This window comes from Undibacterium sp. Di27W, assembly GCF_049340345.1.
Lineage (GTDB): Bacteria > Pseudomonadota > Gammaproteobacteria > Burkholderiales > Burkholderiaceae_D > Undibacterium.
The window spans coordinates 256,106-278,520 of the sequence record NZ_JBMPOS010000008.1 but is presented as its reverse complement, the minus strand read 5'-3'; the positions used below and the strand labels follow the sequence as shown (position 1 = coordinate 278,520).

Genomic DNA, 22,415 nt, shown 5'->3' with positions numbered 1-22,415 from the left:
TTATGTCCGACGGAAATTCACCAATACAATACCACCACACACCAGTACTGCACCCAGCGCAAAGCGAGGGCTAATGGGATCGTGCATAAGAATGACACCAGCGGCCACGCCGAACAAGGGTGTCAGGAAAGAAAAGACAGAAAGACGCGAAGCCAGATAACGTCGCATCAGCCAGAACCAGGTCAGGTAACTGGCAAAGGCAATCACCACCGTCTGGAAAAACAGGCTGACGATGCTGGTCATATCCCATTGCATGGGCAGGCTCTCACCGCGCAGCATGACAAATGCCAGCAAGATTGCAGCACCTACTGCCAGTTGATAGAACAGCGTGGTCGTTGGTTCTGCTTCAGAAAGGCTGGATTTGCGTATGGTAATCGTGGTCGCTGCCCATAGTACTGCTGCAGCCACACCAAAACTGTCACCGATGAGCATGTCAGCCACATCATGCTGGTTACTGCCTGATGTATCAAATAAGGCACCGGAAAAGGCAATGGCCACACCCGCAAAGGCCGACAGTATGCCCAGCCACTGTGTTGACTGCAAACGCTCAGCCGGTATCAGCCAGTGCAGGCCCAATACGGTAAAAATCGGTGCTGTATATAAGAACACTGACATATGTGAAGCTGTGGTGTACTTCAGCCCCAGTGATATGCATAAAAATTCGACTGCGAACAAAACACCCGCTGCAATACCGGGCATGAGATGCTTGTCGCGCAAAGAAAATGGAAGCTTTTTAACAAGTATCAGCAACAACACCAGCACCGCAGCCAGCCCGGACCGCAAGCCCAGCTGCATAGTGGCACCGATAACAGGCGCCGCCAATTTAACCGCCACCTGTTGCAAACCCCAGCACAGGCAGAGTACCAGCATGAGGGATATGGCAAAACCATCAAGATTTTTACGGTGAGCAGACATCAAGCTTGGGGAGTGTGGGCGAAGAGGAGGGAATATACCTGAAAACAGTGTGTAGAGGTGTATGTCTTGCTAGAGCTTAATACACAGCAGAGGGTGTGTATTTTTATTAATATGAGATGCAATCCTTCCCAATTTTGTAATTAATTGTCTCTAATGTAAGTTCTTTGACGTTGCGGACGAGATAGTTTAATACAGGCAAGGCGCTAAAATCGTCGCTCCTGCGCAGGCAGGATCCTGGTGGCGTTTGTTGCCAGCCATACTGCTTGAAAAGTGAGTAAAGCTGAATAAGCTGCTTTGCTGTTCTACAAAATCACCCCCATAAAATGATATCCTATGCCTCTTAAACAACATGCAAGGACATGTTGAACCACCCACCCATCTTGGAAATGAAATAGATGAGCACAGACCTCTTTTGGCAAGCACTGGCAAACGCCCAGCCACAATTACAGAAAATGGAAATCCGTGAAGTCATGGAAGCCATCAATGCATTGCTGGAACCCCATTTTCCCAAGCTGGCCGCCGAGTTGCAAGGCACCTCCGGCGATGGTGTGTATGAACTCATCATCACGGCCCACGGTGCGACTGAGCATTTTCAGGATGTCATGGCGCTCACGCAGTCAGCCCCTAAGCTGGCCATGTTCTCCAAAGTGATCGCTTTCAGGGCGCGCACAGAAATGGGTGAGTTTGGTATCAATATGGACAATTTCAGTCTCAGCCCATCGGATGTGCTGGTCTGCCACTATGCTGACGCTGGCAGGGTGGGTTTGCAGTTATGGTTTAACAAACCTGTGCCACAGGACATGGTTGACCATGCCAGGCATATGTCCTTCATCTTGCTGGATCATTCCATAGGTGAATATGACTTCGCCATCAAGATAGGCCCTGTCGATTTCCTGGATGAAGCACCTGAGCAAGAGACGGTCAGCCTGGCCGCTTTCCCAGTCGTGCTGGATAGTTTCTGGCGCGATGAGCTCAAACATACTGCCCTGTTCCCTGCGGGTGAAAATGAATGGACAGGATTTGAGCTCGTCAGCAATACCGACCCCGACGACAAATTACTGGTACAGCGCAATGAATCCGCCATGGCCCTGGTTGGCAGGGCAGACATGCTGTGGCGTCTGCAAGTCGATGTCGTGCTGGACAATAAAGATGATCTTGAAGCCGCTCGCGAATTTGAAGACCAGCTAGAAACCCTGTTTGTGCAAACCCAGGAAGGCATCACCAGCCAGATCACCTTGCATGGCAATGTGCGCAGCATGAACTGGCATGTCAGTGATGTAGTAACGGCCCAGGCCAAGGCGCACAAACTGGCACAAAATTTTGCTCCAATGGAATTTGCTATCAGCAGCGAATTTGATCCGCAGTGGCAGAATTATCTGCGCTGGGTATCCTGAGCATATTCAGCATATCCAAAAATACCTATAAGCCTGTACACACTATTAAGAACTGGAATCATCTTGACTACCGTAGCCATCACCCCACAAATTCAAGCCAGCAACCAAAGCCCCTTCGTCCTCTTCGGTGGCATGAATGTGCTGGAATCCAAAGACATGGCCTTGCGCGTTGCTGAAGAATACGTGCGCGTTACCAGCAAGCTGGGCATTCCCTATGTCTTCAAGGCCAGCTTTGACAAGGCCAATCGCTCCTCCATCCATTCTTACCGTGGTCCTGGCCTGGAAGAAGGCTTGAAGATATTCGAGGCCATCAAGGCAGAATTTGGCGTACCTTTAATCACCGACGTGCATGAACCATGGCAAGCTGCACAAGTGGCTGAAGTGGTCGATGTATTGCAATTGCCAGCCTTTCTGGCGCGCCAGACTGACCTCGTTGTGGCGCTGGCCAAAACCGGCCGCGTCATCAACATCAAAAAGCCGCAATTTTTGAGCCCATCACAAGTACAAAACATCGTCGAAAAATTCAGGGAGGCAGGCAACGATCAACTGATACTCTGCGACCGCGGCACCTGCTTTGGCTACGATAACCTGGTGGTCGACATGCTGGGTTTTGCCGTCATGAAAAAAGTGACGAACAACCTGCCTGTCATCTTCGATGTGACCCACGCCCTGCAACAACGCGAAGCTGGCGCAGCAGCCTCTGGCGGCCGCCGCGAACAAATTGTCGAACTGGCACGCGCAGGCATGGCGACTGGCCTGGCTGGCCTGTTCCTTGAAGCACATCCTGATCCGGCGCAAGCCAAATGTGATGGTCCCAGCGCTCTGCCCCTGGATAAGCTGGAACCTTTCCTGGCGCAATTGAAGTCGCTGGATGATTTGGTGAAGTCGTTTGGGAAGTTGGAGATTTGAGACTGGTCATCTTGATGAAATACATTTTATAAAATGAAACTGGATGATGGGGGCATCCAGTTTACATAAACGCAATCAAAATTCCACTTAGCCCGGATAGGGCATTGACAAGTCTCACGCAGATAAGTAGGGCAAAGCGCCTATAGTGCTTTATGTTCTTTTAAATACTTGATGGCATCTTGATTTTTGGAGTCCAGTTCAAGAACACGCTGATAGCTTTTGATGGCCTCCTGTATTTGTCCTGCCTTCGCCAGTGTTTCTGCCAGGCCATCTTGCAGGAAGGCCTGATCTGGATACAAGTGAGTGCCAAGACGGAAGATTTCGCGGGCTTGCTCCAAACGGTTTAATTGGAACAATTTTAACCCCCAACTGTAAATCTGATCGGAGTCCAGTTTAAATGTTGCGTCTTGCGTCACAAGCTGACTGTAGACCGGGATGGCCTTATCGAAGCCTTTATTTGCCAGGCTTTGTGCGAAATTCTCTTGCGTGACTGGTGCGACATCTTTTTTCCGGCGGATGTCGGTAATAATCATGTGTGGTGGTGCCTTGTTCGCGATGGGTGTATTGTTGATGAACTTGAGTCCAGCAGCATCGTCCTTTAAATAAGCATCAAGAAAATGTCTGGTGTAAAGCATTGTCCAGCTGTGGGCCAGCGATATTTCATCGCGTGTGTAATCACCAAAGTCTTGAGGGGGTACAAGGCGCATGGCAAATGAAGTAAAGTTGGTGTGCTTCATAGGTAACATCGTGATGATATAAACGTCTGAATACTTCATTTCGTTCATGAATGAATAGTAAGTGCCGTTTTTCTTGCTATTCAATGTCTCTATGGTCTTGGGTTGCGCGCCCATGAATAGCATGGGTATGGCGACTTGCTTGGGTGTTACATATTTTGCTGCATCCTTGCCGCCATCAACGAGCTGCGGGAAATAACGTACAGAGCCATCAAGACTGACTAGCGCCTTGATACGCGCGTCTTTCGCCGCAGCGTAGACGTTTGACAGTCCACCCCAGCTAAAGCCGATGACGGCTACTTTACTTTGGTCTGCCTGTGGCAATGTGCTGGCATAGCCTATGAGATAGGAAATGTCAGCAGCCTGCGTTTCAGCGCCGTCCTGGTCTATCCCTATCCCTGGTGAGTGGGCGCCTAGCGACGCGCTGGATAATACTATGTATCCCTGGCTGGCCAGGTATTCGCACAGGTCGGCATTTTCTGTAGCCGATCCAGAATAACCAGGTGCGTAGATCACAATGGGGAAGCGACCGCTTGCTGGCTTGGCATCACGCACTGCTTGCATGGATTGTGCGACATCGCGCAGCAGTGCGTCACGGCGCATGCCAGTATTGCCTTCGATACGCTCGTCCGTCATGCGCTTTACCTCAGCTGCGCTGCGCGTGAAATCATCCTCGGTAGGAATGGTTTCGAGATATTGGCGATAAGTTAAGGGCGTGCCGCCACGCACGGCCGGATACCAAACCAGGGTTTGTACAGGACGCGAAAGTTCACCAGTGGAGGCTTCGCCAGTCGCTAAATCTACGTTTGTTTTATACAGGCGTGACCTATCGTATTGCTGGATAAGCTTGACGCCAACAGCATGCGGTCCAAACTGGTTTGAGAAGCTAAAACTGTCTGCTGCAGCAAAAACAGAAGCAGTATGAAAAAAAGCAAAGAGGAGGAATAAGCGTGTCATAAGTATTCTGGTAGAAGTGAAGATCCCAGCTGTTAAGCATAATATATGCCAAAATATAAACGTCTGATTTTAAATGATTTCTTCATGAATGCGCTGTCTGCGGACGTCCGTCGACCGGGCAAGGGGACATTCGTTGACAGGAGTGGCGATCAGCATTGCGCCAACCGGGGGTATTGTGCATCTCTGCTTTGAGGTGGGCGAAGGGCAGTTTTCTTCAATACTTTGGCGAAATATCCCGTCACCATTGACTCCTGTCCATTTTTCGATCGGAGTTAAGCATGAAAGAATCAAGTTTGCCAAAATTTCCAGTGGCATGGCAACCACTGGTTGCGCAGGCAGCGAATGGGCTTCGTCAATTGGCGCTGGATGAAGAAGCCAAGGCGCGGTTTTGTTATGATCCCGGCTTACGTCCCTATATGCAACGCGTGGCCAAGCGCTATGTCGCTGGCGAGACCATTCCTGATTTGTTGCGGCGCATAGAGCAAATCAACGCAAGAGGCCATGCCGGATCGGCTGAATACATGGGTGAGAGCTGCCGCGACGAGGGCAAGGCGCTGGCAGAAACAGCCATATTCCTTGAATTGATTGCAGCTATCGATAGGCAGAACTTGCGCTGTTCGATTTCCCTGGACCTGTCGCATGTGGGATCAGTGATTGATGCGGAACTTGGTTTTCAAAATATAAAACGCATCGCTATAGCCGCAGCAGCGGTAGGACGTGAGGTCATGATTTCCATGGAGGGATCGGATCGTGCTGATAATATTTACGCCACTTATGGCCGCTTGCATACGGAGGCGGGTCTCAGCAATGTTGGCATTACCGTGCCCGCCAAATTGCATCGTACCGCGCAAGACCTTCCGGCGCTGATGGCGTATCCGGGGCGGATACGCCTGGTCAAGGGGGCATTCCTGGAGGCTGAGAATATTGCTTATAGCCGCGATAGTCCTGAACTGGCAGCCTGCTATCGACGTTACGCAAAGGCTTTGCTGACGAGTGGCCATCAATGTTCGATAGCGACGCATGATGGTCAAATTCAAGAGGAATTATCTGCTTTTATTTCAAGTGAGGATATACGTCGCGATCGCTATGAATTTGAATCCCTGATCGGTCTTGGTACTGATTTGCTTGATAGCTTGCAGAAGCGCGGTTTTACTACACGGGAATATGCAGTGTTTGGCGAAGAATATTTTCTTTATGTACTCAACCGCATTGCAGAGGAACCTGTGCGGCTATATCAGGCGCTCATCGACGTGATGGAAGTATCATCCTAATTCGCTTATGACGGTATGAGTCTATCCGCGACCCCGATACTGACCTGGTGTTGCTGCCAGATGCTGTTTAAAGGCGCGCTGAAAATGTGCCTGGTCTGAGAATCCTATGTCGACGGCTATGTCGGCGATGGCATGGCCGCGCCTGAGCTGGGCGCGGCCCTGTTGAATACGGTGATTGATCAGATATGCATGAGGCGTCATGCCAAATTGATGCTTGAATGCGCGTATCAGATAGGCAGGCGACAATTCGGCAGCGGCGCAGATTTCTTCAAGCTTGGGGCTACGCTTGAAGTTTTCCTTGATGAATTCTGCCGTGCGCATGAGCTTGATGTTGGCGTCCTTGCTGCTGGTGGGTGCAGGATCAAGCCGGTTTTGCAGCATAGAGAAAAAATCGATGACAGCGCCATGTTTTTGCAATTGATCCGCATGTTCATCAGCCAATATTGCACTTAGGGTAGTCAATTCCGCAAACAGGAAATTGGTCGATATTGTTGAAAACGGCCTGAAGTCAGCATTGGCACTAAAGCCAAGTTCCTGCTGAAGCGCCGCCAACCATACATGATCGACATACAACATGTGGTAAGACCAGGGTTCATCAACAACGGGATTGCAGGCGTGCATCTCTTCAGGATTGATAATGACGACCGTCCCAGCACCTACCTGTTCTTTCATTTTACCGTTGAGGTAGGTACTCTTCCCACCAGTAACTGCGCCGATGGAAAAGCTCTCATGCGAATGCTTCGCATAGCCTATGCTGCGTGCGCCCTTGATAGACCGCATCTCGATAAAAGGCAGCTTTTCGTCATGCCAGAAATTGGGTGAAGCGCTGTGGCTGGAAGGGGATGCCATGGGTCGCGGTATATAGACAGGCGGGGTTTTATTTTACCGTATCTGGCATTTTCCTGGCATCTTGGCGAATACTAGAGGGAGTAGCTGTCGGGCTACCTCGGCTGGCCTGAATGACTTATGAAGGTATTTGAAAAGCGAGTTCGTGAAGTACAACTCTGAAATTAATTTGCCGTATAGTATGCCAAGAACGCCGCTGGATTCCAGCTAAAATCACGCTGGAATGACGTTACTGAGGGTATGGGTTATCTTCAACCGCCGGACTATTGCTATGCACCAGTTGTTCTCATTAGTGTGCAAATCGCATCGCGAACCTCGTCAACAGTCGCAGGTTGCCCACTATCCCCAAGATTAATAATCTTGTCCGACCAGTTTCCTTCAGTCTTCCAGCGCGGTGAAGCGCAATAGATTTCTATGGTTGGGGTTTCGTAAGCTGCGGCGATATGTGTCAGGCCGGTATCGACACCGATGGCGAGACGTGCTTTTTGCGCCAGCAGGGTTGCTGCCTGCATGGAGAGTGCAGGCAAGACGGTGGCGTTTGGCATGACGGCGGCCATTGCTTCTGCTTCGGCTTTTTCAGCGGCGCTGCCCCAGGGGAGTAGTATCGGTAATTCGTAGTTTTTTAATTCTGCGGCAATCGCTTGCCAGTGATCGCGTGGCCATTTCTTGGCTGCACCTGCCGTGCCATGGAAGAACACCGCATACGGTGTAGAAGGTAACCAGGTGCGCTGGTCAGCAGGTATATCTGGTGCCTGCAAGCCAAAGCTGGCGGGGGTGTTGACGGTATAGCCGCCAGGAGCAGCGGCGACCAGGCGGCCGCGCAGGACGGCGTGGGTGCGCTTGTCTACTGGTACGCTGATGTCGTGGAAGATTCTGGAAATGCCTTCATAGCCTGAACCCTCAGTGCCATTGGCAAGGCCAACTTTTTTGCCGCCTTTGACGGTTTTTGCCAGGCCCATGATGATGCCGGTTTTCAGCAAACCCTGGGTATCGAGCACCAGGTCATATTGCTCTTGCCTTAATTGGCGAAAGAAATTCTTGATCTCTTGCCGCGTTGCCGCCTGCCCCAGACTCTTGCGCCAGCGGCGCAGGGCGAAGGGGAAGACCCGGTCTACACCGGGGTTCAGGCGCACCAGTTGCACATAGGCTTCTTCCACCACCCAGTCTATACGCGCCAGCGGAAACTGGCGACGCAAGTCATCCACGATGGGCATATTATGCAAAACATCGCCCAGCGACGAGACACGAACAAGAAGTATTTTCACTTGGATAGTAAGACCGAAAATCTCACCACAGAGACACGGAGACACAGAGGTAGCACAGAGAAAAAACAAAGGCGTGAAGAGTCATTAGCAAACACTTTCAGCTTAAAAGATTTTCTCTTGTTTTTCTCTGTGTCTCGGTGTCTCTGTGGTGAGCTTTTATGTTTTAGGTTTGAATAAAATTAATATGGCAAGACAGCATCTGGCTTAACAGCCAGCACAGCCTGCTTCATTGCACCCTGTATGCGTGTCAGTGCTTCGGGGTTTTCGGCTTCGAAGCGCATGACGATGACGGGGGTGGTGTTGGATGAACGGGCCAGGCCGAAGCCGTCTGGATATTCCACACGCAAGCCATCGATGGTGATGATTTCATCTGAACCAGGGAAGCTGGCATTCGCTTGCATGGCGGCGATGATCTTGAAGTTTTCGCCTTCGGCCAGTTGCAATTGCAGTTCTGGAGTCGATGTCGATTGCGGCAAGTTGTTCAGCGTAGCTGTCATGTCGGCCACGCGGCTCAGCAATTCCAGCAAGCGTGCGCCAGCATACAGGCCATCATCAAAACCATACCAGCGGTCTTTGAAGAAGACGTGGCCGCTCATTTCACCACCGAGAGGTGAACCGGTTTCGCGCAGCTTGGCCTTGACCAGGGAATGGCCGGTTTTCCACATCAGCGGGACACCGCCGCGTGCTTTCACCCACGGTGCGATGTGGCGTGTACATTTGACGTCATACAAAATCTGCGCGCCGGGGTTGCGTGTCAATACATCTTCGGCAAACAGCATGAGCTGGCGGTCAGGGTAGATGATCTGGCCATCCTTGGTGACAACACCAAGACGGTCGCCATCACCATCAAATGCCAGGCCTATTTCTGCATCCGTAGTTTGCAGGCAGCGTATCAGGTCTTGCAGGTTTTCCGGGTGCGCTGGATCAGGATGGTGGTTGGGGAAAGTGCCATCGACTTCGCAAAACAATTCTATGACTTCACAACCCATGCCGCGATACAACTCACCGGCAAATGCACCAGCCACGCCATTGCCGCAATCAACGGCAATTTTCAGTGGGCGCGCGACTTTGACATCACCGATAATGCGCTCAAGATAAGTCGCCTTGATGTCATGTGTGCGGTAATTGCCACTGCCTTGTTTGAAATCCTTGTTCAGGATAGTTTGGTACAAGGCTTGTATGGCATCGCCATAAATTGCTTCTCCAGCCAGCACCATTTTGAAACCATTGTAGTCAGGCGGGTTGTGGCTGCCGGTGACCATGATGCCGGACGTGGCACCCAGTACATTGGTACCAAAATAGACCATGGGGGTGACGACCACTCCCAGGTCGATGACGTCAATACCAGTCGATTGCAGGCCCTTGGCCAGCGCAGTAATGAGATCAGGGCCGGACAAGCGGCCATCGCGGCCTATGACCACGGCTTTTTCGCCCTTGGCGATGGCGGCGCTGCCGAAAGCCTGGCCTATCAGGTGGGCAACTTCGGCATCCAGGGTTTTATCGATGATGCCGCGAATATCGTAGGCTTTGAATATGCTGGGGGAAAGTAAGGACATAATTATTTTTCTATATTAAAAAGATTCAGTGGAGCAGGCCTGTGTTCGCTTCTTTGGCTTCTTTGGCCTCTGTGGCTTGCTTGTCAGCGCCAACTTGCTGGGCTTGCCAGATCAGGTCTTCAATACCGCATTGTGGTTCATATTCTGCCACTATTTGCAGCAGCAGGGCGCGGATTTGCGCATAATCAAAGGCGGTGCAGGCAGCATTTAATTCCTGTAACAGGGTATGGAGTTGATCCCATGGCAGTTCATTTTCCTGGGCACGCATGATCAGCGGGTGCGAGGTACCTTCTACATTGTCACCGATCAGCAATTCTTCATACAGCTTTTCACCGGGGCGCAAGCCTACGTGCTGGATTTCTATGCTGCCATCTGGCGTGGTTTCACTTTTCACTTCGAGACCACTCAGGTGCACCATGCGGCGCGCGAGGTCAATGATGCGCACGGGCTCGCCCATGTCGAGTACAAACACGTCGCCGCCTTCTCCCATGGCACCGGCCTGCAAGACCAGTTGCGCGGCTTCGGGTATGGTCATGAAATAGCGGGTGATCTCGGGATGGGTCAGGGTGATGGGGCCACCCGCCATGATCTGTTTGCGGAATAGCGGCACGACCGAGCCGGAGGAACCCAGCACATTGCCAAAACGCACCATGCAAAAACGCGTATGCTGCTGGCGGCGTGAGCAGGCTTGCAAGATCAGTTCTGCCAGACGCTTGGTGGCACCCATGACATTGGTAGGGCGCACCGCCTTGTCGGTAGAAATCAGCACAAAATTCTTGACCTTTGCTGCCATGGCAGCTTGCGCGACGGATAGCGTACCAAACACATTATTGCGTATGCCTTCTGCCGGATTATGTTCTACCAGCGGTACATGCTTGTAGGCCGCAGCATGGTACAGGGTCTCAACTTCACAGGTAGTGAAGATGCGATCGAGCTTGGCGCTGTCGAGTATGGAACCGAGGAAGGGCAGGATTTCTACATCCAGGTTCAATTGCTGGCGCAGGCCAGTTAATTCCTGTTCTATGGCATACAGGGCGTATTCAGACATTTCCAGCAAGACCAGTTTGGCCGGGCGCTGGCGCAGGATCTGGCGGCATAGCTCAGAACCTATCGAGCCACCAGCCCCCGTCACCATGACACGCTTGCCAGTGATGCAGATACTCAGCAGGCGGGCATCTGGTGCTACCTGGTCGCGTCCCAGCAAATCTTCTATCTCGACTTCGCGTATATCCTGCAGGCGCAATTCGCCATTCACCAGGCTTTGTATTGATGGCGTGACCTTGATCTTTAACTTCAGGGGTTCAAGCTGGTCGAGTATCTGCTTTTGTCTGGTCTTGCTGATGCTGGGCATGGCCAGCAAAATCTCGCGTATATCGTGGCGTTCGGCCAGGTCTTTTAATTGTTCAGGGGCGTATACCTTGACGCCGCCTATGGTTGAACCTTGTACTGATTTGCTGTCATCAATGAAGGCCGCGCAAACATATTCACCACCGGCACGCAGGGCTGTTGCCAGTTGCGCGCCCGCCTTGCCTGCGCCATAGATGGCTATGCGACTAGCGTTTTCTGTCATGTCAGCTTGCAGCAACCAGGCCCTGGCCAGAAAACGGCTGGTACCTACATACAGGATGGAGCCTGCCCAAAAGAAACCAAACACGGCACGTGACAAAGGCATGATATGCAGCATGACGGCTAGAAAAGCCAGGAACAGCACAGACAGGCTGACTCCTATCATGACCACGCTGATGATTTTCTGATCGATGAAACGAATGACGGCGCGGTACAAACCTATGCGTATGAATACCGGAATGGCAATCAAAGGTACAGAAATGATGAGCCAGAAGTAATGATTGAACAGACCGGCATTGAAGGTTTCATAGCGCAGCCAGATCGCCAGTATGAAAGTCAGCGGCAGGAAGAGCGCATCTGCCAGGGCAGCTACTAGCTGTTTTTGCAGGCGTGGCAGATTCAGCAGGGATTGCATCATAGTAACCTGCCCTTATTAATGAGTAACACCATCACGACGCACCACCTTGTAAAAGGTCAGGAACAAGATGCGTATATCGAGCATGAAGGACTGGTGCTGCAGGTAATAGGCATCCAGGTCCACTTTGACGGGGATAGGTAATTCATCCCTGCCATTGATTTGCGCCCAGCCGGTCAAGCCAGGCGAGATAGTATGTACTTGCTTTTCCGTGCGCAGGGCGATCAGGTCATCCTGATTGTAGAGGGCAGGGCGGGGGCCGACAAAACTCATATCACCATTGAGTATGCTCCACAATTGCGGCAATTCATCGAGGCTGGATTTGCGCAGGAAAGAACCTATGGGCGTCAGGTATTGATCAGGATTAGTCAACAAGTGCGTGGCAACGGCGGGCGTATCGATGAGCATGCTGCGAAACTTGGGCATCTTGAAGATAGCATTATTGCGCCCGACCCGATCTGACCAGTAGACGATAGGGCCGCGGGAAGTCAGCTTGACGCAGATGGCGACGATGATCAAAGGCAGGATGAGGAACAGGCTGGCCGTCAGGGCAAGGAGGAGATCGAAAAGACGCTTTAACATAATCACATATTCATTCAGAGGGTAGTGCTGCTGCTGTGGCTTGCAAGCCTTGTTCTACAGTATAAGGAGGCGACCAGGCTAATAGCTCCCTGGTCTTGCTGATATCGACTTGCAATGACTGGCATAAGCGCTCAGCGACACTTTTCTTACCCAGTATGCTGGCAGCGAGTGTCAATAAGCTGGCCGGAAAAGGAAACAGCCTGGATTTCACCTGCAAGGCTTGCGCGCACAGGCGAAATAATTCTGTCGTCGATAAGTCCCTGCCATCCGATGCCAGGAAGATCTGGTTGCGGGCCGCCGGATGCAAACGGCAATGCAGGATGAGATCGACCAGGTTACCCAGATACACCAGACTGCGCTGATTGTGTATGCTGCCCAGTGGCAGGGGCAGGCCACGACGCACCCCGCGCAACATGCTCAGGAAATTGGCTTTGACGCCCGGTCCGTAGACCAGGGGTGGGCGTATGATGGTCACCACCATACTGGTTTCTGTTGCCAGTTGCAGCAGCGCTTGCTCGGCTTCCTGCTTGGAAATGCCATAGGCATCTTGCGGCATGGCTTGATCGTCGGCAGTGTAGGGGTGAGCAACTGTGGTGGCTTCACCATTCACCTTGACTGAACTCAGATAAATAAATTGTTTTACTCCAGCCGTTGCCGCCTGGCGCGCCAGTTGCAGGCTGGCGTCTACATTCACGGCGCGAAATTGTGCCAGAGGATCGCTGGCGGTCTCTTGCATGACATGCACCCGTGCTGCACTATGAATGACGATGTCCACACTTTGCAGATGGGCCGACCAGTCAGTGTCAGCCGTCATATCCCCCATCAGAGGATTGCGCATTTCTGCAGCCTGCCAGCCCAGAGGGCGGCGGCTGGGACAAACCAGGCTGGCATCCGCAGCCAGGCAGGCACGGGCAAGAGCTTGGCCGACAAAGCCGCTGGCACCAGTCAACAAGATTGCTTGTTTCATACTTTATTTAGGGACAGGCAGATTCGACCGCCTGTCATAGACAAAATAGCGGCGTGACAGAAATTTCAAAAAACTGCGGAAAAACCAGCTGGCGTGGCGTGATACCAGGTTGCGGTTTTTGTGGGCGGCCGTATGGGTGGCATGCAGTTGTGGATAAAACCTTACCCCCTTGCCCAGCAATTGTCGGGAACGGTAGCAGATATCCACATCTTCAAAATACATGAAATAACGGGTATCAAAGCCCTGCAGTGCACGATAATGGCGCGCATCAAAGGCCAGGAAGGCACCTGAGGCCCAATCTACATGGCAGGTTTCTGTCATGTTTTGTTTGTCGTAAGGCTCAGACAGTGAACGCACCGCAACCATGCGCAGCAAGGAGATGGCATTCGGGAAGCGGCGTATATTGGCATCTATATGCAAATGCTGCTCGTCACGGTAGAGATTGATAGTGGCAAGCGGGAAGGCATCGCGCTGCATATTCTCGACCAGGGCAGTGATGGTGGCGGCACTGATGGTGATGTCCGGGTTCATGACGATGAAGCTGTCACCCTCGGCAAAACCCACGCTATTGCTGATCAGGTCAAACAGGTAATTATTGTTTTCGCCAAAACCCAGCCCTGGCTTGTCGTCGGTATAGGAAATACCATGCTGCAGGCAATAGGCTTTCAGGTCCGGCGAAGGCCGGTTGTCCTTGATCCACACGTGCATGCCTGTTGCTGCATCGCGCAAGCCGCCCATGCCGCTTTCAATAAGCAGATTTTCATGGCCGTGACTGACGATTGCGACATGTATCATAGTAGCTAAGTGATGCTGCATTAATCTGACAACTAAGCTGGCAATTAGGCTAGCAATTAAGCAAGCAACTAAGCAAGCAACTTAGCAAGCAACTAAGCAAGCAATTTTGCCTGGCGATTAAGCTGGCGGCTTTGTATCCAATATTTTAAAAATAATACGCCCAGTTTCCAGTCAGGGAAATTATGGATGGGCGGTGCGAACAATTTCCTTGTGTACCAGATTTTCTCATAGAAATCGCAGTTTATTGATGCCGGATTATGCCAGGGTGGTTGTTTTTCTTGTGTACTTGCCATTTCAGCCTGGCTGATACGGCTTGCCACCTGCTCTATACCATGTACTTCCCTGATTTCTTGCAGGATAGCAGCCTGCTCTATGCCTGGACGCCGTCTTTGCTGCGGTCGCTGCTGCTGTTGTTGTTCTTGCGGCTTTTGCCCAAGATAATAGACCATATCTTCCAGCAAGGCAGCCTGGCTGGCTGATTTGAATTGATCCGCCGGTGAATAACCATGCGCGCCTGTCAAAATGCCAAAGCAGGGCAGACCTTTGATCGCCATTTCCGGGAAAGCCGTGCCACCCGTCAGTGGGAAGCTATCGACATACACACTGGCATCGCGCATGCAGACCAGATAATCCTGATAGGCCATGCGTTGATGAAAAATCGCTTGCTTGCCCATTTGCCGGGCAGGCTTCCACCACCACCAGTTGGTTTTCAGGTTGGGGCCTATCAGCATAAGCTTGCGCCCCGTCCTGGCTTGCAGGCTTACTGCAAAATCAGGAAAGGAATAACTGCCCCCTGGTTTGAATTTGTAGGCAGAGCCCGCACTGGCGATATGGCCCGTACTATTTTCTGGCCGTTCAGCGTTGTTGTCAGGCAACATCAGTGGAATGCCGGCAAACACACATTTGTCGTGACTGCCGCGCAGCTTGCTGAGTTCCCAGCCATAATAACTGAGCTCCAGTACGACATCGGCCATGCCATGGCCATAAGAAAATACATGGTCAGCATGGTTATACATATAGATACGCGTGCCACACAATTGCCTGGCCAGGCCAGCGGCAATGACAGCTTCTATGTCATACGGGTGGATATGTAAGACCAGGATTTTGTATGAAGCAAAATGCTCCAGCAAAGCCTGTATCTTTTCTTGCTTGCTACTGAACTTGGGCAGGCAAATACAGGGCTGGCTGGGGGTACTGAGTTTTGCCCAAGTCTCAGTCGGTGCTTTTTCTGTAACCAGTACTGCAGAATCCTGCAAGGCCTGGCTGGCAATCAAGTGTTCAACCACGCGGGTATGGCCACTGCTGGTATAGGCCTGGCTCAGGACATGCAGATAAGTTGCCGTGCTATTTCGTGGCGCAGGGACTTTGAATAGATGCTGGTAGCGCTGCAACAGGGCTTGCTCAAGCACAGGCAAGGCATACTGGCCCATATCATTTTTCCATAACAACTCACCCAGGGCGCGGGCGCGCCGCACGCAAGCATCCAGCTCAGCAGCCGCCAGCACGCGGTCCAGGCAATTTTGTATGAACAAGCCAAATTTAGCGGTAGGCATATTTTTTCAAAATCCAGGCGATACATGCCCAATACAATACATAGTTAATGCTAAAAGCAATCACCGCACCCTGCAAGCCAAATGCCGGGGTCAGCAGATAAGTCAGTACTACCAGTGACAGGCTGAAGACGATCTCGGTAATTACATATGGCCTGGTCAAGGCGCGGCCCAGCAAGACAAACCCCAGTACCCAGCTGCCTATCTTGATAAAATCCCCGACCAGTTGCCATATCAATAGCTGCAACATGGGGCGAAATTCTTCAGTGAATACCAGCCACAGCATGAGATCACGCAAGAGATACACCATGACTGCACCCAGCGCCGTCAAAGGCAAAACGAAGCGATATACCCTGGCGATTTCTTTTTTGAGCTCTGCTGCTGCCTTGATTTCTGCCAGGCGTGGCAGGTAATACACGGTTAGCGTGGTGGTGATCAGCATCAGATAAATATCACTGATGCGTGTCACTGCCTGCCAGTAACCAGCTTGTTGCCAGCCAAAATTCTGTACCAGATGATCGCGTATCAGCATTTGCGACAAGGGTACGACAGTGGCAGTGACCATGGCCATCAGGGCATAAGCGCCCAGTTTGCGCAACATGCCTGCATCTGCTTTCGCAAACAGCATGCCCAGGCTAAACCATTTGCTGCGCAGGCATAGCACCAGGGTGATAATGGCGACGAAAGACTGGTTCACTGCCAGTGCCACCAGTGCACCATACAGACCCCAGACGCTGGCCAGCCCCCAGGTCGCCAGCAGAGTGACGATGCTGGTGGCAATATTGGCCGCTACATAGACAGCCACTGCTTTCTTGCCATTCAAAATCGCCAGCAACAGCGTATTCAACACAAACAACACCAGGCTGGCAGCCAGCCATAAAAACACACTGCCATACTGCGCATCTTTTAATAGCAATACGGCCAGTTGCTGATGAAATACGGCAATGACAGCCGACGCTGCCAGTGAGCAGTAAAGCGAGATACGTGCCGCACTGGCCCAGACTTTTTGCTGGGCTGCGACATCATCACCATGCTCGGCTGTGTACTTGGTCACGCCAGTGGAAATCGCGCCACTGGCAAAGGACAGTATCATGGTCACGGCATTCTGGAACTGGCCTATGACGGCATAGCCGCCTGGCCCCACATACACCGCCAGCAGTTTGTTCAAGCCCAGCATGGTCAGCATTCTGACCATGACTGCAATCGCATTTAACAGGCTGGTACGTACCAGTGTCATTGTCAGGGCGCTGAGGCAGCTGAGCCAGCTTGCAGGACGAAATCGCGCACGGCAGCAATGACGCGGCTGACATCTTCAGGCGCCAGATAGGGGTCTAGTGGCAGGCTCAGTTCTTCTGCATGGATTTGCTCAGACAGCGGGAAGCTGCCCACTCCCAGTTGCATTTCAGCATAAGCGCCTTGCAGATGTGGCGGGATAGGATAGTGCACCATGGTGCCTATGCCAGCCTGCTGCAAATGTTTTTGCAGTGCATCGCGCTGGGCATGGCGTACAGCATAGATATGCCATACCGGTTCAGACCAGTCTGGCACAAAGGGTATGACCAGACCAGGCAAGTCTTTCAAACCCTCATGATATTGCTGTGCCAGCGCACGGCGCTGTACATTCCAGCCATCGAGCCTGTGCAGTTTGACTCTTAACAGCGCGGCCTGCAATTCATCCAGACGTGAGTTATAACCCTTGACTTCATTATGATATTTGACGTGTGAACCATAATTGCGCAATGATGTTAACTGCCTGGCCAGCTCTGCATCATTGGTCGTGATGGCACCAGCATCTCCCAGCGCACCGAGGTTTTTGCCAGGATAAAAACTGTGCGAAGCAGCATCGCCTATACTGCCAGAGATACGGCCCTTGTATTTTGCCCCATGCGATTGCGCTGCATCTTCTATGACTTTCAAACCATGTTCACGGGCAATGGCGATAATCGGGTCCATGTCCGCGATTTGTCCATACAGATGCACCACCATGATGGCCCTGGTCCTGGGCGTAATGGCAGCGGCGATTTTTGCCGGGTCAATATTATAAGTAGGCAAATCCGGCTCCACTGCCACCGGCGTTGCACCCGCATACGACACCGCCAGCCAACTGGCGATATAGGTATTTGAAGGCACGATAACTTCATCACCCGCACCTATGCCATAGGCACGTAAGATCAGATGCAGGGCATCCAGACCATTGCCTACACCTACACAATGCTGGCTGCCACAATAAGCAGCATATTCCGCTTCAAAGGCTTCCAGTTGCTGGCCCTGTATGAACCAGCCACTATCCACGACTTCATTAAAAGCCTGATTCAACTCAGCGCGCAAATCCTGGTGCTGAGGTTTGAGCTCCAGATAGGGGAAAGATTTCATGTTATCCATTCGTTCAAAAGAAGGATGACACCAAGACACAATCAAAAACCGTTTTAAGTTCTTCTCTTGGTTTTCTCTGTGCCTCTGCGTCTCCGTGTCTCAGTGTCTCTGTGGTGAGAGGTTTTTTCCTGCAAATGATGACTTAGGGTTTTTCTGTTGCACGCAAATAAGCCAAAAACTCATCATAGTTGCGCAAATAATCTGCCTCGTCATAATGCTGGTCAGCAAATACCAGCAGCACGCAGTCTTCACTGAAGTTATTCATTTCGCGCCAGATCTTCGGACCGATATAGACGCCTTTATCTGGCGCATCCAGCACGATCTCGGTTTTTTCATGGCCATCATCAAACAGCATGGTGCAAGAGCCACGCACCGCAACAGCCACTTGCTGCAAGGCCTTGTGAGCATGAAAACCGCGTTCCACACCTTGCTTGGTGCCAAAAATATAGTACACCCTGGCAATGGCAAAAGGGATGTCCTGCTCTGCTTCCAGCGCAATCAGGCTACCGCGTTCATCACCCCTGATGCGCAAGGTTTTTGTATGTATATTCAATTGCTTACGCCTTGTAGTGTGGGCTGACCATGGAGTGCAGACAAGTCTGCAGACAGTTGTCCCAGTCTGGTATGTTCAGTTTGAACTTGTCGCTGATTTTTTGGGTATTCAGTAATGAATTATGTGGCCTGGCCGCAGCAGTGGGATATTCACTGCCGGGTATGCCCGTGATGGCAGGCGCAGGCTTGCCCAGCAAGCCTTTCTCGTCGGCCAGTGCAATGATGCGTGAGGCAAATGCTGACCAATTGGTTTTGCCGCCCGCACTCAGATGATATACGCCGCCACATTCTTGCCACCAGTTTGATTGATCCTGTGCTTGCTGCAATTGTGCCAGTATCTCGCATGTAGCAGCAGCCAGCCAGTCCGCCGAATTAGGCGTGCCCCACTGGTCATTCACGACGCGCAACTGATCGCGTTCACGCGCCAGTTTCAGCATGGTCAGGAAAAAATTCTTGCCAAAGTTTGAATACACCCAGCTGGTGCGCAAGATCAGATGCTGACAGCCACTGGCGATGATGGCCTGTTCGCCAGCCAGTTTGGTTTTACCATACACATTCAAGGGGCCCGTAGCATCGGTTTCTACATAGGCTTGCCAGTTAGCTTCGGCATCTGCCTTGTCACCGGCATACACATAATCTGTAGAGTAATGAATGAGGCCAGCGCCCAGTTTGCGTGCTTCTTCTGCCATGATGGCAGGGGCGATGGCATTGATGGCATGCGCCTGGTCTGCTTCACTCTCAGCCAGGTCGACCGCTGTATAGGCCGCCGGATTGATGATCAGGTCAGGTTTGAAGTCAGCGATGCACAGTCGCAATTGCGCGGCATTGCTCAAATCCAGTTCTGCTCTTTGCGGCGCATGCACGATCGCTGTTGCAGACAAGCGTGGTAAGTGAGGCAGGAGGGCATGGCCCAGTTGCCCACTCGTGCCTGTCAATAATATCCTCATGCAAAGACCTCAGCTTCAACCAGGGGTTTGCCGAGTGCGTCTTTTGCTGACAGCAAAGGTGTCGCCGTCAAAGGCCAGTCTATGCCCAGTGCGGGGTCATTCCATAATAGACAGCGCTCATGTTCAGGTGCCCAGTAATCGGTGGTCTTGTACAAGAACTCTGCACTCTCGCTCATGACCAGGAAGCCGTGGGCAAAGCCCGGCGGTATCCATAACTGGCGCTTGTTTTCTGCCGATAAAATCTCTGCTGTGACCTTGCCAAAGCTGGGGGAAGATTTACGCAAATCAACGACCACATCAAACACTTCACCGGCAGTGACGCGCACCAGTTTTCCCTGGCTTTGCTGTATCTGATAATGCAAGCCACGCAAGACATTTTTTGCGGATTTGGAGTGATTGTCCTGCACAAAAGCCGTGGTGACACCCGTCAGTTTAGCAAAGGTCCTGGCATTGAAGCTTTCATAAAAAAAGCCACGATCATCACCAAAGACCCTGGGCTCCAGCAGCAGGACATCCGGCAATCCGGTTTCTATCACTTTCATCAATCAATACGCTTTCTTGTTCAGTAGTTGCAATAAATATTGGCCGTACTCATTTTTCTTGAGTGGCTGGGCCAGTTTTTCCAGCTCGGCATCACTGATGTAATGGCGGCGGTAAGCAATTTCTTCAGGGCAGGCAACTTTCAATCCCTGGCGTTTCTCTATGGTGGCGATGAACTGACCAGCTTCCAGCAGGGATTCGTGAGTGCCGGTATCGAGCCAGGCCATACCCCTGCCCATCAATTGCACATTCAGTTTGCCCTGCTTCAGGTATTCATTATTGACATCGGTGATTTCCAGTTCGCCGCGTGCAGACGGTTTGATATTGGCAGCGATATCGCAAACCGTATTGTCATAGAAATACAGACCAGTAACGGCATAATTGGATTTTGGCTGCTGCGGTTTTTCTTCTATGCTGATGGCATGGCGTTTATCATCAAATTCAACGACGCCATAGCGCTCTGGATCTTGCACATGATAGGCAAATACCGTTGCACCTTGCTGCTGCGCATCCGCCTGGCGCAATTGCGATTCAAAATCATTGCCGTAATAAATATTGTCACCCAGTATCAGCGCCGTATTGGCATTGCCGACAAATTCACGGCCTATGATAAAGGCCTGCGCCAGACCATCAGGCGAGGGTTGTACTGCATAAGTGATTTGTATGCCCCATTGATTACCATTGCCCAGCAGTTCGGCAAAACGCGGCGTATCCTGTGGCGTGGAAATGATGAGGATATCGCGTATCCCCGCCAGCATCAGTGAGGTCAGCGGGTAATAAATCATGGGCTTGTCATACACAGGCAGCAATTGTTTGGAGATAGCCTGAGTGACAGGATACAGGCGCGTTCCTGAGCCACCTGCCAGGATGATGCCCTTGCGTGCGGATGTATTGTTCATGCTTTTACTGACATGACTGCTCATGCTTCTTCCTCATCATCATATTGCAGTGCTACCCATTTCAGGTATTCACCAGACTGCACCTGCTTGGTCCATTCATCGTTGGCCAGATACCATTCCACAGTCTTTCTGAGGCCAGTAGTGAAAGTCTCTTGCGGCTTCCAGCCCAGTTCTTTTTCTATCTTGCGGGCATCTATGGCATAGCGGCGATCATGGCCGGGCCTGTCGGTGATATGTTTGATCTGGTCTTTGTAGCTGCCCTGGGCCTTGGGCTGCAATTCATCCAGTAGTTCACACAGGGTGTGCACGACACTCAGATTGGTTTGCTCATTCCAGCCACCTACATTGTAAGTTTCCCCCAGCCTGCCAGCTTCCAGTACCCGGCGTATGGCCGAGCAATGGTCCTTGACATACAACCAGTCGCGCACTTGCAGACCATCGCCATAGACAGGCAAGTCTTTGCCTGCGCGGGCATTGGTGATCATCAGGGGGATGAGCTTTTCAGGGAAATGGTAAGGACCGTAATTGTTGGAACAATTGGTCGTCAGCACCGGCAAGCCATAAGTATGGTGGTAAGCGCGCACCAGATGATCAGATGCTGCCTTGGTCGCAGAATAAGGGCTGTTTGGTGCGTAGGCCGTGGTTTCGCTGAAGGCCGCATCATCTGCTGCCAGCGTGCCATAGACTTCATCGGTGGAGATATGCAGGAAGCGGAAATTCTCTTTAGCCTCACCTTCCAGGCTTTGCCAGTAAGTGCGTGCTGCTTCCAGCAGGCTGAAAGTGCCATTCACATTGGTCGTGACAAAGGCGGCCGGACCAAGGATGGAACGGTCTACATGACTTTCAGCCGCAAAATGGACGATGGCCCTGGGTTGATATTCAAAAAACAAGCCACACAAATGGGCACTGTCATTGATGTCGCCTTTGACAAAGACATGGCGCGCATCATTGTTCAGGCTGGCCAGGTTATTCAAATTGCCCGCGTAAGTCAGTTTGTCATAATTGAGGACAGACTCATCCGACTGGGCCAGCCAGTCCAGAACAAAATTGGCACCGATAAATCCCGCGCCGCCTGTGACAAAAATCATTCCTCACTCCTGTATGTATCGCTGATATACGTTGAATATGCGTTAAATATATGCTGATGAGCGTCAAATTGCTCGCAACAGGCGATTTTACTTGAGATGAGGGCAGTTTCGTTGAAGGGGCTTGCTAAACTATGTGTTTATTTAATGTGTTTTAGCAATTTTATGGCAAATGTTTCAGACTATTGCCTGGTATGAATGTATGGCGCAATAGAGCGACAGCGAAGTGATATTGCGGTGACATTGCAAGTAATGCAAGTCAGTCTTGCCAATCTTCTATGCTATTACGAAGAAAGG

At 51.5% G+C, this 22,415-nt stretch carries 20 protein-coding genes; 3 read left to right on the top strand and 17 right to left on the bottom strand.

Annotation, left to right across the window (positions count from 1 at the left end; translation table 11 throughout):
• The gene (locus ACO0LF_RS17905; RefSeq protein WP_423016373.1) at positions 1-915 is read right to left on the bottom strand and encodes a DMT family transporter; all 915 of its coding nucleotides are present in this window, start codon (positions 913-915) and stop codon (positions 1-3) included.
• Positions 916-1,310: 395 nt separating this feature from the next.
• Between ACO0LF_RS17905 and ACO0LF_RS17900 the strand changes: the two genes are divergently transcribed.
• Positions 1,311-2,309, top strand: a complete 999-nt coding sequence (locus ACO0LF_RS17900; RefSeq protein WP_423016371.1) for a hypothetical protein — start codon at positions 1,311-1,313, stop codon at positions 2,307-2,309.
• A gap of 63 nt (positions 2,310-2,372) precedes the next feature.
• Positions 2,373-3,218 (top strand): 3-deoxy-8-phosphooctulonate synthase, encoded by an 846-nt coding sequence (gene kdsA / locus ACO0LF_RS17895; protein ID WP_423016368.1) that lies wholly within the window; start codon positions 2,373-2,375, stop codon positions 3,216-3,218.
• 140 nt (positions 3,219-3,358) lie between these two features.
• On the opposite strand, the gene ACO0LF_RS17890 is transcribed toward kdsA, so the two are convergent.
• On the bottom strand, positions 3,359-4,909 hold the full coding sequence (locus tag ACO0LF_RS17890; protein WP_423016366.1) for a dienelactone hydrolase family protein: 1,551 nt from the start codon (positions 4,907-4,909) through the stop codon (positions 3,359-3,361).
• A 278-nt stretch (positions 4,910-5,187) separates the two neighbouring features.
• On the opposite strand from ACO0LF_RS17890, the gene ACO0LF_RS17885 reads away from it, so the two are divergent.
• Complete coding sequence (locus tag ACO0LF_RS17885; RefSeq protein ID WP_423016364.1) at positions 5,188-6,180, top strand: proline dehydrogenase family protein; 993 nt, start codon at positions 5,188-5,190, stop codon at positions 6,178-6,180.
• A gap of 21 nt (positions 6,181-6,201) precedes the next feature.
• Here the strand turns inward: ACO0LF_RS17885 and ACO0LF_RS17880 are convergent, their stop codons facing one another.
• From ACO0LF_RS17880 to rfbB, 15 genes are all read right to left on the bottom strand, one after another.
• Positions 6,202-7,029 carry an AraC family transcriptional regulator gene (locus ACO0LF_RS17880; protein ID WP_423016362.1) on the bottom strand — a complete coding sequence of 276 codons (828 nt, stop codon included), beginning with the start codon at positions 7,027-7,029 and terminating at the stop codon, positions 6,202-6,204.
• Between the two features lie 266 nt (positions 7,030-7,295).
• On the bottom strand, positions 7,296-8,291 hold the full coding sequence (waaC, locus tag ACO0LF_RS17875; protein ID WP_423016360.1) for a lipopolysaccharide heptosyltransferase I: 996 nt from the start codon (positions 8,289-8,291) through the stop codon (positions 7,296-7,298).
• A 179-nt stretch (positions 8,292-8,470) separates the two neighbouring features.
• Complete coding sequence (locus tag ACO0LF_RS17870) at positions 8,471-9,847, bottom strand: phosphomannomutase/phosphoglucomutase (RefSeq protein ID WP_423016358.1); 1,377 nt, start codon at positions 9,845-9,847, stop codon at positions 8,471-8,473.
• A gap of 25 nt (positions 9,848-9,872) precedes the next feature.
• Positions 9,873-11,828, bottom strand: coding sequence for a polysaccharide biosynthesis protein (locus tag ACO0LF_RS17865; RefSeq protein ID WP_423016403.1), 1,956 nt, complete (start codon positions 11,826-11,828; stop codon positions 9,873-9,875).
• An 18-nt stretch (positions 11,829-11,846) separates the two neighbouring features.
• Positions 11,847-12,410 carry a sugar transferase gene (locus ACO0LF_RS17860; protein ID WP_423016356.1) on the bottom strand — a complete coding sequence of 188 codons (564 nt, stop codon included), beginning with the start codon at positions 12,408-12,410 and terminating at the stop codon, positions 11,847-11,849.
• Positions 12,411-12,420: 10 nt separating this feature from the next.
• Complete coding sequence (locus ACO0LF_RS17855) at positions 12,421-13,377, bottom strand: UDP-glucose 4-epimerase family protein (protein WP_423016354.1); 957 nt, start codon at positions 13,375-13,377, stop codon at positions 12,421-12,423.
• A 3-nt stretch (positions 13,378-13,380) separates the two neighbouring features.
• Entirely contained in the window at positions 13,381-14,172 is a 792-nt protein-coding gene (locus tag ACO0LF_RS17850; protein WP_423016352.1) for a hypothetical protein, read from the bottom strand.
• Between the two features lie 92 nt (positions 14,173-14,264).
• On the bottom strand, positions 14,265-15,725 hold the full coding sequence (locus tag ACO0LF_RS17845; protein ID WP_423016350.1) for a hypothetical protein: 1,461 nt from the start codon (positions 15,723-15,725) through the stop codon (positions 14,265-14,267).
• Positions 15,712-16,959, bottom strand: a complete 1,248-nt coding sequence (locus ACO0LF_RS17840) for an O-antigen translocase (protein ID WP_423016348.1) — start codon at positions 16,957-16,959, stop codon at positions 15,712-15,714. The genes ACO0LF_RS17845 and ACO0LF_RS17840 overlap by 14 nt, the downstream gene beginning before the upstream one ends.
• Before the next feature lie 2 nt (positions 16,960-16,961).
• Positions 16,962-18,095 (bottom strand): DegT/DnrJ/EryC1/StrS family aminotransferase, encoded by a 1,134-nt coding sequence (locus ACO0LF_RS17835; RefSeq protein WP_423016346.1) that lies wholly within the window; start codon positions 18,093-18,095, stop codon positions 16,962-16,964.
• Positions 18,096-18,237: 142 nt separating this feature from the next.
• Positions 18,238-18,648, bottom strand: a complete 411-nt coding sequence (locus ACO0LF_RS17830) for a sugar 3,4-ketoisomerase (RefSeq protein ID WP_423016344.1) — start codon at positions 18,646-18,648, stop codon at positions 18,238-18,240.
• A 4-nt stretch (positions 18,649-18,652) separates the two neighbouring features.
• Positions 18,653-19,594, bottom strand: a complete 942-nt coding sequence (gene rfbD, locus ACO0LF_RS17825; protein WP_423016342.1) for a dTDP-4-dehydrorhamnose reductase — start codon at positions 19,592-19,594, stop codon at positions 18,653-18,655.
• Positions 19,591-20,136, bottom strand: coding sequence for a dTDP-4-dehydrorhamnose 3,5-epimerase (gene rfbC / locus ACO0LF_RS17820; protein WP_423016340.1), 546 nt, complete (start codon positions 20,134-20,136; stop codon positions 19,591-19,593). The genes rfbD and rfbC overlap by 4 nt, the downstream gene beginning before the upstream one ends.
• A gap of 3 nt (positions 20,137-20,139) precedes the next feature.
• Positions 20,140-21,057 (bottom strand): glucose-1-phosphate thymidylyltransferase RfbA, encoded by a 918-nt coding sequence (rfbA, locus tag ACO0LF_RS17815; RefSeq protein ID WP_423016338.1) that lies wholly within the window; start codon positions 21,055-21,057, stop codon positions 20,140-20,142.
• Positions 21,054-22,121 (bottom strand): dTDP-glucose 4,6-dehydratase, encoded by a 1,068-nt coding sequence (rfbB, locus tag ACO0LF_RS17810; RefSeq protein ID WP_423016336.1) that lies wholly within the window; start codon positions 22,119-22,121, stop codon positions 21,054-21,056. The genes rfbA and rfbB overlap by 4 nt, the downstream gene beginning before the upstream one ends.
• Positions 22,122-22,415: the final 294 nt, after the last annotated feature.

Excerpts from the sequence above, each read along its gene's own strand:
- ACO0LF_RS17905 (WP_423016373.1), bottom strand. The coding sequence starts at position 915 with ATGTCTGCTCACCGTAAAAATCTTGATGGTTTTGCCATATCCCTCATG.
- ACO0LF_RS17900 (WP_423016371.1), top strand. The coding sequence starts at position 1,311 with ATGAGCACAGACCTCTTTTGGCAAGCACTGGCAAACGCCCAGCCACAA.
- ACO0LF_RS17890 (WP_423016366.1), bottom strand. The coding sequence starts at position 4,909 with ATGACACGCTTATTCCTCCTCTTTGCTTTTTTTCATACTGCTTCTGTT.
- ACO0LF_RS17885 (WP_423016364.1), top strand. The coding sequence starts at position 5,188 with ATGAAAGAATCAAGTTTGCCAAAATTTCCAGTGGCATGGCAACCACTG.
- ACO0LF_RS17880 (WP_423016362.1), bottom strand. The coding sequence starts at position 7,029 with ATGGCATCCCCTTCCAGCCACAGCGCTTCACCCAATTTCTGGCATGAC.
- ACO0LF_RS17870 (WP_423016358.1), bottom strand. The coding sequence starts at position 9,847 with ATGTCCTTACTTTCCCCCAGCATATTCAAAGCCTACGATATTCGCGGC.
- ACO0LF_RS17865 (WP_423016403.1), bottom strand. The coding sequence starts at position 11,828 with ATGCAATCCCTGCTGAATCTGCCACGCCTGCAAAAACAGCTAGTAGCT.
- ACO0LF_RS17860 (WP_423016356.1), bottom strand. The coding sequence starts at position 12,410 with ATGTTAAAGCGTCTTTTCGATCTCCTCCTTGCCCTGACGGCCAGCCTG.
- ACO0LF_RS17855 (WP_423016354.1), bottom strand. The coding sequence starts at position 13,377 with ATGAAACAAGCAATCTTGTTGACTGGTGCCAGCGGCTTTGTCGGCCAA.
- ACO0LF_RS17850 (WP_423016352.1), bottom strand. The coding sequence starts at position 14,172 with ATGATACATGTCGCAATCGTCAGTCACGGCCATGAAAATCTGCTTATT.
- ACO0LF_RS17845 (WP_423016350.1), bottom strand. The coding sequence starts at position 15,725 with ATGCCTACCGCTAAATTTGGCTTGTTCATACAAAATTGCCTGGACCGC.
- ACO0LF_RS17840 (WP_423016348.1), bottom strand. The coding sequence starts at position 16,959 with ATGACACTGGTACGTACCAGCCTGTTAAATGCGATTGCAGTCATGGTC.
- ACO0LF_RS17835 (WP_423016346.1), bottom strand. The coding sequence starts at position 18,095 with ATGAAATCTTTCCCCTATCTGGAGCTCAAACCTCAGCACCAGGATTTG.
- rfbD (WP_423016342.1), bottom strand. The coding sequence starts at position 19,594 with ATGAGGATATTATTGACAGGCACGAGTGGGCAACTGGGCCATGCCCTC.
- rfbC (WP_423016340.1), bottom strand. The coding sequence starts at position 20,136 with ATGAAAGTGATAGAAACCGGATTGCCGGATGTCCTGCTGCTGGAGCCC.
- rfbA (WP_423016338.1), bottom strand. The coding sequence starts at position 21,057 with ATGAGCAGTCATGTCAGTAAAAGCATGAACAATACATCCGCACGCAAG.
- rfbB (WP_423016336.1), bottom strand. The coding sequence starts at position 22,121 with ATGATTTTTGTCACAGGCGGCGCGGGATTTATCGGTGCCAATTTTGTT.